The organism is Vibrio gallaecicus, from assembly GCF_024347495.1.
GTDB classification, from domain to species: domain Bacteria; phylum Pseudomonadota; class Gammaproteobacteria; order Enterobacterales; family Vibrionaceae; genus Vibrio; species Vibrio gallaecicus.
On record NZ_AP025490.1, the window covers coordinates 1,126,986 to 1,141,017 of the forward strand.

The window sequence follows — 14,032 nt, forward strand, 5'->3', positions numbered from 1 at the left end:
AGTTCTTCTATTTAACTGTATTTCTATTTGGCGGCGCTTGCTTCAACGGGCACCACAGAGCTTGCATGAGAGCCTTTTGGACCTTTCTCAATCTCATAGTCAACTTGTTGACCTGCTTTCAAAGTACGGTAACCGTCCATTTGAATTGTTGAGTAATGTGCGAAGATGTCACCGTCTTCACCTTCAGGGCAAATGAAACCAAACCCTTTGGCGTTATTAAACCATTTTACTGTACCTGTAGCCATGCTATACATCCCTCATGCATTTTGTTACTGATGTTGTGTTTACTCTACTAACTCTTGGTTAGTGATATGAATTTCTTTGCCAATTGCTTCTCAGTTAGCGACTTTCCTGTCGATATACATATTTTATTTTAAGTGAGCAATGTGGTGAATAAAAAACCACTTAGCACCAATGTAGCTAATGAGCGAGCACAGTCAATAGTTAAATGGTATAAAAATTAACAAATTTGCTAACAAATCAACCTTGAGAAAGACAACTTTTCATCAACTTAAAGGCAGCTGAGGTGTTGAATGATGTCTTTAGTGAATACTGATGGTGTCTTTTTAATCAATCACATATGTTAATCTTGTTAATAGACAGGTTTTATTTGCAGCGATGCAAATGGTGGATTAGGCTCATTAGTAGGGAATGCATTTTTGAGCACCTTTCTTAGTACACCGCATTGCAGGGATGTGATAAATTAGTTTGAACACTCTTCGTAATTTCCCGAGACAGAACCTTAGCAAAACTGACATGAGTAAAAATTTTGAATGGGCATCTCCAGGCTCAGATTTACTGGAGAAAGAAACAACTAAAGTTAAGCCGCCGGCTCTGTACAATGTTGTACTGAATAACGATGACTACACGCCGATGGATTTCGTAATTGAGATACTTGAGCGCTTTTTCTCTCTAGACATCGAGAAAGCAACGGATGTAATGCTTAAGGTTCATTATGAAGGTAAAGCAATTTGTGGCACATATAGTGCAGAAATTGCAGAAACAAAGGTAGCGCAGGTAACGATGTACTCAAAGGAAAATGAACATCCGCTACTATGTACAATGGAGCAAGCGTAAAGAATTGCTTGGACAACAAAGTTGTTCCCTTAGGAGGTACTTATGCTAAATAAAGAACTAGAATCGAGCTTAAATGGCGCATTTGCTCGTGCGCGTGACAAGCGTCATGAGTTTATGACTGTCGAACACCTCCTACTCGCATTATTAGAAAATGATGCAGCGAAGGAAACTCTTCAAGCCTGCCAGGCTGATTTAGACGCTTTGCGTCATGAACTCGATATTTTTATCGACCAAACAACTCCCCTTATCCCAGAAAATGATGAGACACGTGAAACTCAGCCGACATTGAGCTTTCAACGTGTTCTACAACGTGCTGTTTTTCATGTGCAATCTTCCGGTCGAAGTGAGGTTACTGGGGCAAATGTACTTGTTGCTATCTTTAGTGAACAAGAATCTCACGCTGCATATCTACTTAAAAAGAATGATATTAGCCGTTTAGACATTGTTAATTTCATTTCACATGGTATTACCAAATCAGGAAATGATAGTGAAGATCTTTCGTCATCAGATTCTTTTGGCTCAGAAAGTACCGAAGAGGTCAGTTCAGAAGACCGTCTTGAAAGTTTTGCTACGAACCTGAACGAAGTGGCTAAGCAAGGTAATATTGACCCGTTAATCGGTCGTGATAAAGAGCTTGAGCGTACTATTCAAGTACTTTGTCGCCGTCGTAAAAACAACCCGCTACTCGTTGGGGAAGCTGGTGTAGGTAAAACTGCGATTGCTGAAGGTTTAGCTTGGCGTATTGTTGAAGGGCAAGTTCCAGATGTAATCAAAGATAGCGTTATCTATTCGTTAGATATTGGTTCTTTATTAGCTGGTACTAAATACCGTGGTGACTTTGAGAAACGTTTTAAAGCGATTCTCAAGCAACTTGAGAAAGAAGAAGAAGCGATTCTATTCATTGATGAAATCCACACTATTATTGGTGCGGGAGCGGCTTCTGGTGGTCAAGTAGATGCGGCTAATCTTATTAAGCCATTACTAAGTAGCGGCAAGCTGCGTTGTATTGGTTCGACAACTTACCAAGAATACAACTCTATCTTTGAAAAAGAACGTGCACTTTCTCGCCGATTCCAAAAAATTGACATTGTTGAGCCATCGCTGGATGACACAACTAAAATTCTGATTGGATTGAAGCCTAAGTATGAAGCGCATCATGAAGTTCGTTATACAAATAAAGCACTTCGTGCAGCTGTAGAGCTTTCGGCTAAATACATCAATGAACGTCACCTTCCAGATAAAGCCATCGATGTTATTGATGAAGCAGGGGCTCGTAGCCGCTTAGCTCCTGCCAGCCGTAGAAAGAAAACAGTTGGAGTGGCAGATATTGAAGCCATGGTTGCAAAAATGGCTCGAATTCCAGAGAAATCTGTGTCTTCATCTGATAAAGACATCCTTCAAAAGCTTGATAACAAGATGAAGATGTTGGTGTTCGGGCAAGATCCTGCGATTGATGTCTTAAGCGAAGCCATTAAACTCACTCGTGCTGGTTTAGGTGCAGAAAATAAACCTGTTGGCTCTTTCTTATTTGCTGGTCCTACTGGTGTTGGTAAGACAGAAGTCACTGTTCAGCTTTCAAAACTACTTGGTATAGAGCTACTGCGTTTTGATATGTCTGAATATGGTGAAAGACATTCGGTAAGTCGTTTAATCGGTGCTCCTCCTGGTTATGTAGGTTATGACCAAGGTGGTTTATTGACTGATGCAGTTATTAAACACCCTCACTCTGTAGTACTTCTTGATGAAATTGAGAAAGCTCACCCAGATATCTTTAACTTGCTATTGCAAGTGATGGATAACGGTACTTTGACTGATAACAATGGGCGTAAAGCTGATTTCCGTAATGTGATTCTAGTGATGACGACCAATGCGGGTGTAGCAGAAACTGAGAAGAAATCTATCGGTCTTATTCAACAAGATCATGCTCCAGATGCGATGGGTGAAATTAAAAAGCTCTTTACCCCTGAGTTTAGAAATCGCCTTGATAACATCATCTGGTTCAATAATTTAGACCAAACGGTAATTCACCAAGTCGTAGATAAATTCATTGTAGAGCTTCAGGTTCAATTAGATGCTCGTGGTGTATCTTTAGAGGTTGCTGAGGATGCTCGTCATTGGTTAGCTGATAAGGGCTACGATAAAACCATGGGGGCGCGTCCAATGGGACGTGTTATCCAAGATAAGCTGAAGAAGCCACTCGCTAATGAACTGTTGTTTGGAAGCTTGATTGATGGTGGTACCGTAAAAGTATCACTGAAGAAAGATAAATTGCATTTTGATTACTTAGGTGCAAAAGAAGAAGTCATGCATTAATTACACTTAATGTAAGGTTACTTTTGATATGAAGACGTCCGTGTGCTTTGAGCATATGGGCGTTTTTTTATGTTCTAGTATACAAGGAGCATGTAAGGGAAGAGATAAGTGTAATACGTGCAATTGTTCTTTGCCTTGCAGTCATAATCGTAGTTGTGACTGTATTACATTAACTGCAATAAAAAACGGAGCAACTAAGCTCCGTTTTTTATTGTATTCGCTAATTAAAAATTAACGAGCACGGAAGACGATGCGACCTTTAGAAAGGTCGTATGGAGTCATCTCAACAGTTACTTTGTCACCCGTAAGAATACGGATGTAGTTCTTACGCATTTTGCCAGAGATGTGAGCTGTCACTACGTGTCCATTTTCAAGCTCAACACGGAACATTGTGTTTGGTAGAGTATCAAGGACTGTGCCTTGCATCTCGATTACGTCTTCTTTAGCCATCTAATCCTCTTTCGAAACTTGGCTGTTTTTAACGGACTCGATTAGCCGCTAAAATCAAAATATGTAAAGTTGTCGCGTATTCTACCCTTGCCACAACTGATTTACTAGCCTTTGATGCCCTTGAAATCGTACTTTGTAGTTCATCGCTGGGCATTCATCTATCTGATACCCCAAATATAACCATTGTTTTTGGTGTTGTTGGGCGTGTTGGATTTGATAAAGCACCCCTAAAGTGCCTAAAGAGAGCTCAATGTCGGGGTCGAAAAAAGTATAAAAAGCACTGGTGCAGTTACTCATAATATCGGTAACAGCGATAGCAATAAGCTTGTTCTCGTCATAAATATGCAAGAACTGAGTCGTGAGCCAGTGATTTTTAGAAAACTGCAAAAATTCATTTTGCTTCGGCGGGTACATACTACCAGTACGGTGACGAATCGTTATATAACGGCTATATAAGTCAAACCATTGTTCATCCATCGTATCTTTTAAAACCCAGCGAAACGATTTTGCCTTGTTGAGAAGTCGCCTCTGGCTTTTGGAAAACGAAAAGTTAGGAATCGCCAGGCGAATCGCGTTACAAGAATTACACTTATCACAATGGGGTTTATACATAGTAGACCCACTTCGACGAAACCCATTAGCTAAGAGTACTTCATAGTTCTCAGGAGTATGCATATGTTCATCAAGCGCTACTGCGACTCTTTCTTCATGATCAGGTAAGTAACTGCACGCGTGATTGTCTGTTAACCCTATTTTTATTTGTTGTAAATCTGAACTCATGCAGGTGAAACCTCTAACCATTGAGGAGTAAAACAGCCGTCTTTTAATTTATTTCTTTGTAATTGTAGTAAGGAATCGAGAAATTCTTCACGGTCCACTTCAATTGCACCTAAAGACTCCAAATGAGGGTTCATGACCTGGCAATCAATAATTTGCCCACCAAACTCAGAAAAATGTTGGCAAAAATACCACAATGCAACTTTTGAGGCGTTAGTTTGAGTGCTAAACATCGACTCACCACAAAAAACATGACCTTGAATTAGTCCATAGAGCCCGCCAATAAGCTGGTCGTTTTGCCATACCTCAACGGAGTGACACTGTTTTTGCTGAGCGAGCTCGATGTAAGATCTTTGCATATCTTTGTTCAGCCATGTTTCTTCTGCTGGGCGTAATGCCGAGCAAAGATGTATCACTTTGTCTGTGGCTTGATTTATGCTGACTTTATATTTGTGTTTTTTTTGAAACTTTTTAAGACTTTTAGCTGGTTTGAAGGTCTTAGGATAAAAGAGAGCCCGTGGTGCGGGGCTCCACCACAAAATGGGTTCTCCAGGACCATACCAAGGAAATATGCCTTGGCTGTACGCTTTTAAAATTCTTTGGGGGGATAGGTCACCACCAAAAGCTAACAGACCATTTGGGTCGTCTAATGCGTCAAAAGGTGATGGAAATTCCAGATTGTTGGTATCAAGCTCAGTTAAATATATAGTCATAATAGTCGCGTTAAGAATTATTACCGAATCTTCAAATGGCGTTTAGGAGAATAACAATGAAGAATTTTTTGTGGATTTTACTTGTTTTACCCATGTTGGCAAATGCTGGTTATAGCCGTAACCAAGCCAAGCAAGTAAAAGAAGTCGTTTACGGCAAGGTTGATTCAGTTCGATATATAACTCAGGAAGAGGTCATACAATCGAAAAGTAGCGGTTGGGAAACACTACTTGGTGCAGCTGTGGGGGGGCTAATTGGTAACCAATTTGGTGGAGGCACAGGGAAAGAAGTTGCTACTGCGGTTGGTGCTATTGCTGGCGCAGGTGTGGCTCATAATCGTGGTAACACACAATATAAAGTTGAATATAAATTGGTAGAGCTCTTGGTTGAGACTGACAAAGGGAAGCTAATAAATATTATTCAAGATGTTGACCGAACAATGATATTTGAGCGGGAAGATGAAGTTAGGATTTTGTATTTTACAGATGGAGTCAGGGTTGATTTGGTGTACTAAATTTAAAGTAGGTTTGGTTGACTAAATATTCACCTTTAAAGGTGAGATTAGCTCTGGAGTTCGGTCTTAAATTTCGATAGTCTGCTAGTACGAAGAATTATTCATTGCTTGACAACCCAGCGCTTAGTCGCATGTTCAAGTGATACAAGGACTAATAAATTTAATGGAAAGCCTAACGTTACAACCAATTCAGAAAGTGAACGGTGAAGTAAATTTACCTGGTTCAAAAAGTGTTTCGAATCGTGCATTGCTGCTAGCTGCATTATCTTCAGGTAAAACAAGACTAACTAACTTACTTGATAGTGATGATATTCGTCATATGCTGAATGCACTCACTCAGTTAGGTGTTAATTACCAGTTATCTTCAGATAAAACTGTATGTGAAGTTGAAGGGCTTGGTGGTGTATTTGAAGCTGATAAAACATTGGAACTATTTCTAGGTAATGCCGGTACGGCAATGCGTCCACTTGCTGCGGCTTTGTGTCTTGGTAAAGGTGAATTCGTATTGACTGGCGAACCTCGCATGAAAGAGCGGCCTATTGGACATTTAGTCGCAGCGCTTCGTACCGCGGGAGCGGATGTTGAATATTTAGAAAATGAAGATTTCCCCCCTCTTAAAATTAAAGGGACAGGCTTAAAGAGTGGTCGAGTTTCAATTGACGGTTCGATCTCTAGTCAGTTTTTAACCGCATTCTTAATGGCTGCTCCTTTAGCTGAAGGTGAAATTCGCATCAATATTGAAGGCGAATTAGTTTCTAAACCTTACATTGATATCACTCTGCACATAATGAAACAGTTTGGTGTTGAAGTGATTAATAACGACTATCAAGAGTTTGTTATTCCAGCAGGGCAACAGTATGTCGCGCCGGGTGATTTTCTTGTTGAAGGTGACGCCTCTTCTGCTTCATATTTCCTAGCGGCTGCAGCGATTAAAGGTGGAGAAATAAAAGTTACCGGAATTGGTAAAAATAGTATTCAAGGCGATATTCAATTTGCCGATGCATTAGAAAAAATGGGCGCTGAAATTGAGTGGGGTGATGACTATGTTATTTCTCGCTGTGGAGAGCTGAAAGGCATCGATATGGATTACAACCATATTCCTGATGCAGCAATGACTATCGCGACAACTGCTCTTTTTGCGACAGGTACAACCGCTATTCGCAATGTGTATAACTGGCGAGTAAAAGAAACAGACCGATTAGCTGCGATGGCGACAGAATTACGCAAGGTCGGAGCTGAAGTTGAAGAGGGTGAAGACTACATTATAGTGAAGCCTGTTGCACAGCTGAAGCATGCGGAAATTGACACATATGATGACCATCGCATGGCAATGTGCTTCTCGCTTGTTGCGTTAAGTGATACACCAGTAACCATTAATGATCCTGGGTGTACATCCAAGACATTTCCTAATTACTTTGACAAGCTAAAAGTGCTGAGTCAGTAATGTAAAAAGCTTGCCTAAATGGCAAGCTTTTTTCTTTGTTCTCAGTCTTTATTTGGAATCTTCTAAAGTAAATTCTTTAGATAGATGATGTGCTAAGTATTTGAACATATTAAATACGGCTGTTGTATTAGGTGTAGGTAAACCATTATCGTCTAGGAAGTATTCACCTTTAAATACTAAGACTTCGTCTTTCTCTGTAACACTTGTCGCTCGCATGCCTTCAATGTAGTCAGCGTGAGATTGAATGACTTGGTTTGCGATAAGTAATAGGTCAAATTCAGCAATAACGTTTTTAGTGCTCATGGTTTAATCTCAATAGGCAATTAATAAAACTAGTTTATTGACCGAGTACATAATTTCAATGATTTAACTACACATGATGTGAGAGTTTTCTAATATCAGTAAATTATTTTGTGATTTATAACAAAAATAATTGCATGAAGTTCGCGTTCAAGCAAACTACGCGCATAGTATGTGCTCGTTTTGTTAGTAAAGCCTTACCAATAAAGGCTAGCCCTGTAATTTCAGGCATATGTCGTTACATTCATCTATTGTGTGCCTTTCTTAGCTGAGTCGTCGAATTGTCGAGCAATCAGATCTAATTTTGAAAAAAGCGGTTGATCTTCTAGTAATCTCGCACAATAGTAAAAAAAGAAGCAATGAATTTAGAATATCATGCGTAAAAGCCCAAATAGATTTCTTTGAGCTGAAGCATCGTGATTAAGGACGTTAGAGTCAATATGGGTAAATCGCTCGTTATAGTGGAGTCGCCAGCCAAGGCCAAAACTATCAATAAATATCTTGGCAAGGACTTTGTCGTTAAATCTAGTGTGGGTCACGTACGTGATTTGCCTACTGCTGGTCAAAGTACTGGTAAAAAAGCGGCTGCAGTTTCAACAAAAGGTATGAGCCCTGAAGATAAGGCTCGTATTAAAAAAGAAAAAGATCGTAAAGCGCTGATCAAAAAGATGGGTATTAACCCATATCAAGAGTGGGAAGCGAATTATCAAATTCTACCTGGCAAAGAAAAAGTAGTTGCTGAACTGCAAAAACTTGCTAAAGACGCTGACCACGTTTATCTCGCAACCGATTTGGACCGCGAAGGAGAAGCTATCGCATGGCACCTTCGTGAGATCATCGGTGGTGATGAATCGCGATACAAGCGCGTAGTTTTTAATGAAATTACAAAAAATGCTATTCAGCAAGCTTTTGAAACTCCTGGTGAGTTGAACATTGATGGCGTAAACGCACAACAAGCACGTCGTTTTATGGACCGTGTGGTTGGTTTTATGGTGTCACCGCTGCTTTGGAAAAAAGTAGCACGAGGTCTATCCGCTGGCCGTGTTCAATCAGTAGCTGTAAAACTATTGGTTGAACGTGAGCGCGAGATTAACGCCTTTATTCCCGAAGAGTTCTGGGATGTGCACGCAGATACCAAAACGGCAGATAAAACTGATTTTAGACTGCAAGTCGCTCAGAAAGGCGGTGTAGCGTTTAAACCTGACAATGAAGCGCAAACACAAGCTGCAGTAAGCGTTTTAGAAAAAGCGCAATACGAAGTATGTAAACGTGAAGACCGCCCAACGAAGAGTAAGCCGTCTGCACCTTATATTACGTCTACACTGCAACAAGCAGCGAGCACTCGTCTTGGTTATGGCGTAAAGAAAACCATGATGCTCGCTCAACGCCTGTATGAAGCGGGTTACATTACTTATATGCGTACTGACTCGACTAACTTGAGTTCAGAAGCGGTAGAAGCTGCTCGTGAATTTATTGGTTCTGAGTTTGGCGAACAATATCTTCCACCTAAAGCACTTGTTTACGGTAGCAAAGAGGGCGCTCAAGAGGCCCACGAAGCGATTCGTCCTTCAAGCGTTGATGTTAAGTCAGATGACCTAAACGGTGTAGACGCAGATGCTCATAAGCTTTATTCACTGATTTGGAATCAATTTGTTGCTTGTCAGATGACACCTGCACAATACGATTCAACAACAGTGAGCGTTAAAGCTGATGAATACACGTTAAAAGCGAAAGGTCGTATTCTAAAGTTTGATGGTTGGACTCGTGTTCAACGTCCAATGGGTAAGAACGAAGATACGATCCTTCCGGCAGTGCAGATCGGCGATAAGCTAGACTTAATCGCTCTAGATCCTAAACAGCACTTTACTAAGCCGCCAGCGCGTTTCACTGAAGCAGCTCTAGTAAAAGAGCTTGAGAAGCGTGGTATTGGTCGTCCTTCAACTTACGCATCAATCATCTCGACTATTCAAGATCGTGGTTACGTGAAAGTTGAGCAGCGTCGTTTCTATGCTGAGAAAATGGGTGAAATTGTTACTGACCGATTAGATGGCAGTTTCAATGACCTAATGAACTACGACTTTACGGCTCGTATGGAGCAGAAGTTAGACCAAATTGCAGAAGGTGAAACAAGCTGGAAAGGCGTGCTAGATAACTTCTTCACAGACTTTACTGGCGATTTGGAAAAAGCAGACTTAGATGAAGACGCAGGTGGCATGAAGCCGAACCATATCGTGGAAACCGATATTGAGTGTCCGACTTGTAGCCGAAAAATGGGTATTCGTACTGCTTCGACAGGTGTATTCCTAGGGTGTTCTGGTTATGCGCTTCCACCTAAAGAGCGTTGCAAAACAACAATCAACCTGGGTGATGAAGAAGGCATTATCAACGTACTTGAAGAAGACGTTGAAACAGCAGCACTTCGAGCTAAAAAGCGTTGTCCTATTTGTGAAACCGCAATGGATGCTTATCTGATTGATGATAAGCGCAAGATGCACGTATGTGGTAACAACCCTAACTGTGAAGGTTACGTGGTTGAACACGGTGAGTTCAAAGTGAAAGGCTATGATGGTCCGCTTGTTGAGTGTGACAAGTGTGGTTCTGACATGGTTCTAAAGAACGGTCGTTTCGGTAAGTACATGGACTGTACGAGTGAAGATTGTAAGAACACTCGTAAGATTCTAAAGAATGGTGAAGTTGCGCCTCCTAAAGAAGACCCAGTACACTTACCTGAATTGCCATGTGAAAACTCAGATGCTTACTTTGTTTTACGTGATGGTGCTTCTGGCCTGTTTATGGCTGCAAGTAACTTCCCTAAATCACGTGAAACACGCGCACCTTTAGTATCGGAATTGGTACGTTTTAAAGATCGCATCTCTCCTAAATTCCAATACCTTGCGACTGCACCTCAAGCAGACCCGGATGGTAAGCCAGCAGTGGTTCGATTTAGCCGCAAGACTAAAGAAAACTACGTTCGTACAGAGGCTGATGGTAAGCCTTCAGGCTGGACTGCAATGTATGTTGATGGGAAATGGGAAGTTACGGATAAACGTAAGAAGCCTAAAGCAAAAGATTAAATATTAGAAAAATAAAAGCAGCGACTCTATCGCTGCTTTTTTTTATCTAAAATTTGATGAAAAATATGATTTATTAAATGAGAGAATTTTTTATGTACACAGCAATTGCAAATGTTTGCAGTCAGGTTATTATCGTTGTTGCATAAAGGTTTTGGTATTCATGCAGCTGTAATGAATATTGATTACTATGACTTTACTGGTTATTGATAATTGTATTGAAACTGTACTTTGACTGTTAATTTTTTGTAAACTGTGACGTTTGTAGTGTGAGCTGGTTTAAGTCTTCGAAAAGCAAACGGTTATATAACACAGAATGTCATATTTAAAATTGAAATCGATATGAAAATCGATACCTTATAAAAACAAAGTGCCAATAATAGGGCGCACATAACAACGTTTGGCTTAGTGTTATTCTCATAATTTATGAATGAATATTTACTAAATACCTAAATCTATAGTTAGTATCCATCCCCCGAGATCACTCATATATGGGTACTAACACGACAAGCTATAAGTATATGGAGAATAAAATGGCTGGTGTATTGGGAATGATTCTTGCTGGTGGTGAAGGTTCGCGTTTGAGACCTTTAACCGAATCCCGGAGTAAACCTTCAGTTCCTTTTGGTGGTAGTTACCGCCTGATCGACTTCGCTTTAAATAACTTCGTAAACGCTGATCTTATGAAGATCTACGTACTTACTCAGTTCAAATCTCAATCTTTATTCCACCATATGAAAAAGGGTTGGAATATTAATGGTATTACAGACCGTTTCATCGACCCTATCCCTGCACAAATGCGTACAGGTAAGCGTTGGTATGAAGGGACTGCAGACGCAATCTACCAGAACTTAGGCTTTATGGAGCTGGAGCAGCCTGATCAAGTTTGTATTTTTGGTTCTGATCATATTTACAAAATGGATATCAAGCAGATGATTGATTTCCATAAAGAGAAAGAAGCTTCACTAACGGTTTCAGCATTGCGCATGCCGCTTGCAGAGGCCTCTGAATTTGGTGTTATTGAAGTTGATGCTGAAGGTCGTATGATTGGTTTTGAAGAAAAACCAGCTAATCCAAAATGCATTCCTGGAGACCCAGAATCAGCGTTAGTTTCAATGGGTAACTATGTTTTTGAAGCCAAAGACTTGTTTGCTGAACTTATTGAAGATGCGGATAAAGAAGGTTCAACACACGATTTTGGTAAAGATATTATCCCTAATATGTTTCCTCGTGGTGATGTCTTTGTTTACGACTTCAGTACTAACCGCATTACTGGCGAAAAAGAGGAAGTGTATTGGCGTGATGTAGGTACGATTGATGCGTACTGGCAAGCTCATATGGATCTTCTGAAAAAGGATGCGCCGTTCTCGCTTTATAACCGTAAGTGGCCTTTACATACCTATTACCCGCCTCTACCACCTGCAACTTTCTCTGATTCAGACAATGGACGAGTTCAAATCATCGATAGCTTGGTTTGTAGCGGTAGTTACGTACGTGGTTCTCGTATAGAAAAAAGTGTTCTTGGTTTCCGTAGCAACATCGCATCAACATGTGATATTAGCGAAAGTATCCTTTTAGGTGATGTGAAAGTAGGCGAGGGCTGTGTGCTTCGTCGCGTTATCGTTGATAAAGATGCTGACATTGCTCCTGGAACTCAAATAGGTGTCAACCTGCAAGAAGATAAAAAGCATTACCACGTATCAGATGAAGGTATTGTGGTCATTCCTAAAGGAGCACGCGTTGGCTACTAAGACGTTATCAGTACTTTTTGTAGCGTCAGAAGTTGAAGGCTTGATTAAAAGTGGTGGCTTGGCTGATGTAGCCAAGGCGCTGCCTATAGCGTTACAAACACTTGAGCAAAATGTGCGAGTATGTATTCCCGCTTATAGTAAGATACCTGATGTTGATTCTGCTGAAGTGATTCTTGAATCAGAATTAGAGCATTGGCCTCATACTGCTTATCGCGTTAAGAAGCTGAATGTTGAAGGGGTGGAAGTATTCGGCATTGATTGTCCCAAATACTTTGACCGACCTGAAATGTATGCAGAAAACAACCAAGCTTACAGTGATAATGGCGAACGGTTTTCATTTTTCAGTGCTGCGAGTTTAGACATGTTACCTAAGTTAGGCTTTCAGCCTGATATTGTTCATGCAAATGATTGGCATACAGGTTTTGTTCCGTTCTTACTGAAGTCACGTTACCAGGAACATGAATTTTTTGCTGGAACTCGAAGTGTTATTTCAATTCATAATGCGGTATTCAAAGGTGTATTCACCTATGATGAATTGCAAAATCTTCCAGAGATGCATAGCTATAATGTCCCTGAAGCAGCAGTAAGTGACACTCACGTTACTATGCTAAAAGCTGGTGTATTGTGTGCAGACAAAATCAACGCAGTTAGCCCGACGTATGCTGAAGAGTTGAAAACAGAGCTTGGCAGTCATGGTATGGCTTATGAGTTTCAGCATCGCTCCGATGATTTATTTGGCATCCTGAACGGTTGTGACTACAGCGCTTGGAACCCTGAAACTGATGAGTTTCTGCCTCGCAAGTTTAAAGCAACAATGCATAGTATGGTAAGAGGGAAGTCAGCCTGTAAGCAACAATTACAGGAAGACGTTGGATTACCAATAAGAAGCTGCGCAGTCTATGGAATGGTTTGCCGCTTAACGCATCAAAAAGGCGTTCATTATTTACTGCCAATCGTAGAGCAATTTTTGAAAAATGATCTACAAATTGTGATTGTTGGTACGGGTGACCCAGTTTTGGCTAGTCAGTTGAAAGAGTTGGCGGCGAAAAACTCAGATAAGTTTGCTTTCATTGAAGCTTATAGCAATAAACTTGCTCACTTGGTTGAAGCTGGCTCAGACTTTTTTTTGATGCCTTCTGAATTTGAACCGTGTGGTTTAAACCAAATCTACAGTATGGCTTATGGTACTTTGCCAATTGTGCGCAGTGTTGGCGGCTTGAAAGATAGCGTAAATGATTATGACGAAAACTCTGAGCTAGCGACGGGCTTTGCGTTCAATGAACCAACTCCTTCAGCACTGCTTAATGTTCTTCATCGTTCATTACTGCTTTATGCTCAAAACCCACAAGAAATCAAACGTGTTCAGCTTTATGCAATGCAACAGAACTTTAGCTGGGAACAAGCAGCTGAAGAATATCTAGAGATGTATAGAACTGCGTTTTAAGTTTTAGATTAAACTATTGTGATTAATAGAGGCGCTCTTAAGTTAGAGCGCCTTTTTATTTGTGGTCAGATCTGATTGTTTATATTAGTAAGATGCTTGAAATATAGACAAATTTTAGGTGTGATGAAGTGGTGAGTCATTCATTTAACTAATGATATGATTGACATTGTCATCACTTAG

Annotated in this window: 12 protein-coding genes; 7 read left to right on the forward strand and 5 right to left on the reverse strand. The window is 40.5% G+C overall.

Going from position 1 to position 14,032, the window contains the following annotated elements:
* Nucleotides 1-23: 23 nt before the first annotated feature.
* A complete protein-coding gene (cspD, locus tag OCU78_RS05015) occupies nt 24-245 on the reverse strand; it encodes a cold shock domain-containing protein CspD (RefSeq protein WP_167493998.1) in 222 nt (73 codons plus the stop codon).
* Between the two features lie 511 nt (nt 246-756).
* On the opposite strand from cspD, the gene clpS reads away from it, so the two are divergent.
* The gene (gene clpS, locus OCU78_RS05020; protein ID WP_137372465.1) at nt 757-1,077 is read left to right on the forward strand and encodes an ATP-dependent Clp protease adapter ClpS; all 321 of its coding nucleotides are present in this window, start codon (nt 757-759) and stop codon (nt 1,075-1,077) included.
* Between the two features lie 42 nt (nt 1,078-1,119).
* Nucleotides 1,120-3,390 carry an ATP-dependent Clp protease ATP-binding subunit ClpA gene (gene clpA / locus OCU78_RS05025; RefSeq protein ID WP_137372466.1) on the forward strand — a complete coding sequence of 757 codons (2,271 nt, stop codon included), beginning with the start codon at nt 1,120-1,122 and terminating at the stop codon, nt 3,388-3,390.
* A gap of 231 nt (nt 3,391-3,621) precedes the next feature.
* Here clpA and infA read toward each other — a convergent pair whose 3' ends face one another.
* From infA to aat, 3 genes are all read right to left on the reverse strand, one after another.
* Entirely contained in the window at nt 3,622-3,840 is a 219-nt protein-coding gene (gene infA, locus OCU78_RS05030) for a translation initiation factor IF-1 (protein ID WP_001040192.1), read from the reverse strand.
* Between the two features lie 81 nt (nt 3,841-3,921).
* On the reverse strand, nt 3,922-4,620 hold the full coding sequence (locus OCU78_RS05035; RefSeq protein WP_137372467.1) for an arginyltransferase: 699 nt from the start codon (nt 4,618-4,620) through the stop codon (nt 3,922-3,924).
* Complete coding sequence (gene aat / locus OCU78_RS05040) at nt 4,617-5,330, reverse strand: leucyl/phenylalanyl-tRNA--protein transferase (RefSeq protein WP_137372468.1); 714 nt, start codon at nt 5,328-5,330, stop codon at nt 4,617-4,619. The genes OCU78_RS05035 and aat overlap by 4 nt, the downstream gene beginning before the upstream one ends.
* 56 nt (nt 5,331-5,386) lie before the next feature.
* On the opposite strand from aat, the gene OCU78_RS05045 reads away from it, so the two are divergent.
* Nucleotides 5,387-5,842 (forward strand): outer membrane lipoprotein, encoded by a 456-nt coding sequence (locus OCU78_RS05045; RefSeq protein WP_137372469.1) that lies wholly within the window; start codon nt 5,387-5,389, stop codon nt 5,840-5,842.
* 163 nt (nt 5,843-6,005) lie between these two features.
* Entirely contained in the window at nt 6,006-7,286 is a 1,281-nt protein-coding gene (aroA, locus tag OCU78_RS05050) for a 3-phosphoshikimate 1-carboxyvinyltransferase (RefSeq protein ID WP_137372470.1), read from the forward strand.
* Nucleotides 7,287-7,334: 48 nt separating this feature from the next.
* Here the strand turns inward: aroA and OCU78_RS05055 are convergent, their stop codons facing one another.
* Complete coding sequence (locus OCU78_RS05055; RefSeq protein WP_137372471.1) at nt 7,335-7,589, reverse strand: YciN family protein; 255 nt, start codon at nt 7,587-7,589, stop codon at nt 7,335-7,337.
* A gap of 437 nt (nt 7,590-8,026) precedes the next feature.
* On the opposite strand from OCU78_RS05055, the gene topA reads away from it, so the two are divergent.
* The 3 genes from topA (at nt 8,027) to glgA (ending at nt 13,852) form a co-directional block, all read left to right on the forward strand.
* Nucleotides 8,027-10,660, forward strand: a complete 2,634-nt coding sequence (gene topA / locus OCU78_RS05060; RefSeq protein ID WP_137372472.1) for a type I DNA topoisomerase — start codon at nt 8,027-8,029, stop codon at nt 10,658-10,660.
* A 488-nt stretch (nt 10,661-11,148) separates the two neighbouring features.
* Nucleotides 11,149-12,408 (forward strand): glucose-1-phosphate adenylyltransferase, encoded by a 1,260-nt coding sequence (gene glgC, locus OCU78_RS05065; protein WP_257217084.1) that lies wholly within the window; start codon nt 11,149-11,151, stop codon nt 12,406-12,408.
* Nucleotides 12,398-13,852: a glycogen synthase GlgA gene (glgA, locus tag OCU78_RS05070; protein WP_137372474.1), complete on the forward strand. Its 1,455-nt coding sequence runs from the start codon at nt 12,398-12,400 to the stop codon at nt 13,850-13,852. Before glgC ends, glgA begins: the two co-directional genes overlap by 11 nt.
* The last annotated feature ends 180 nt before the right edge of the window (nt 13,853-14,032 follow it).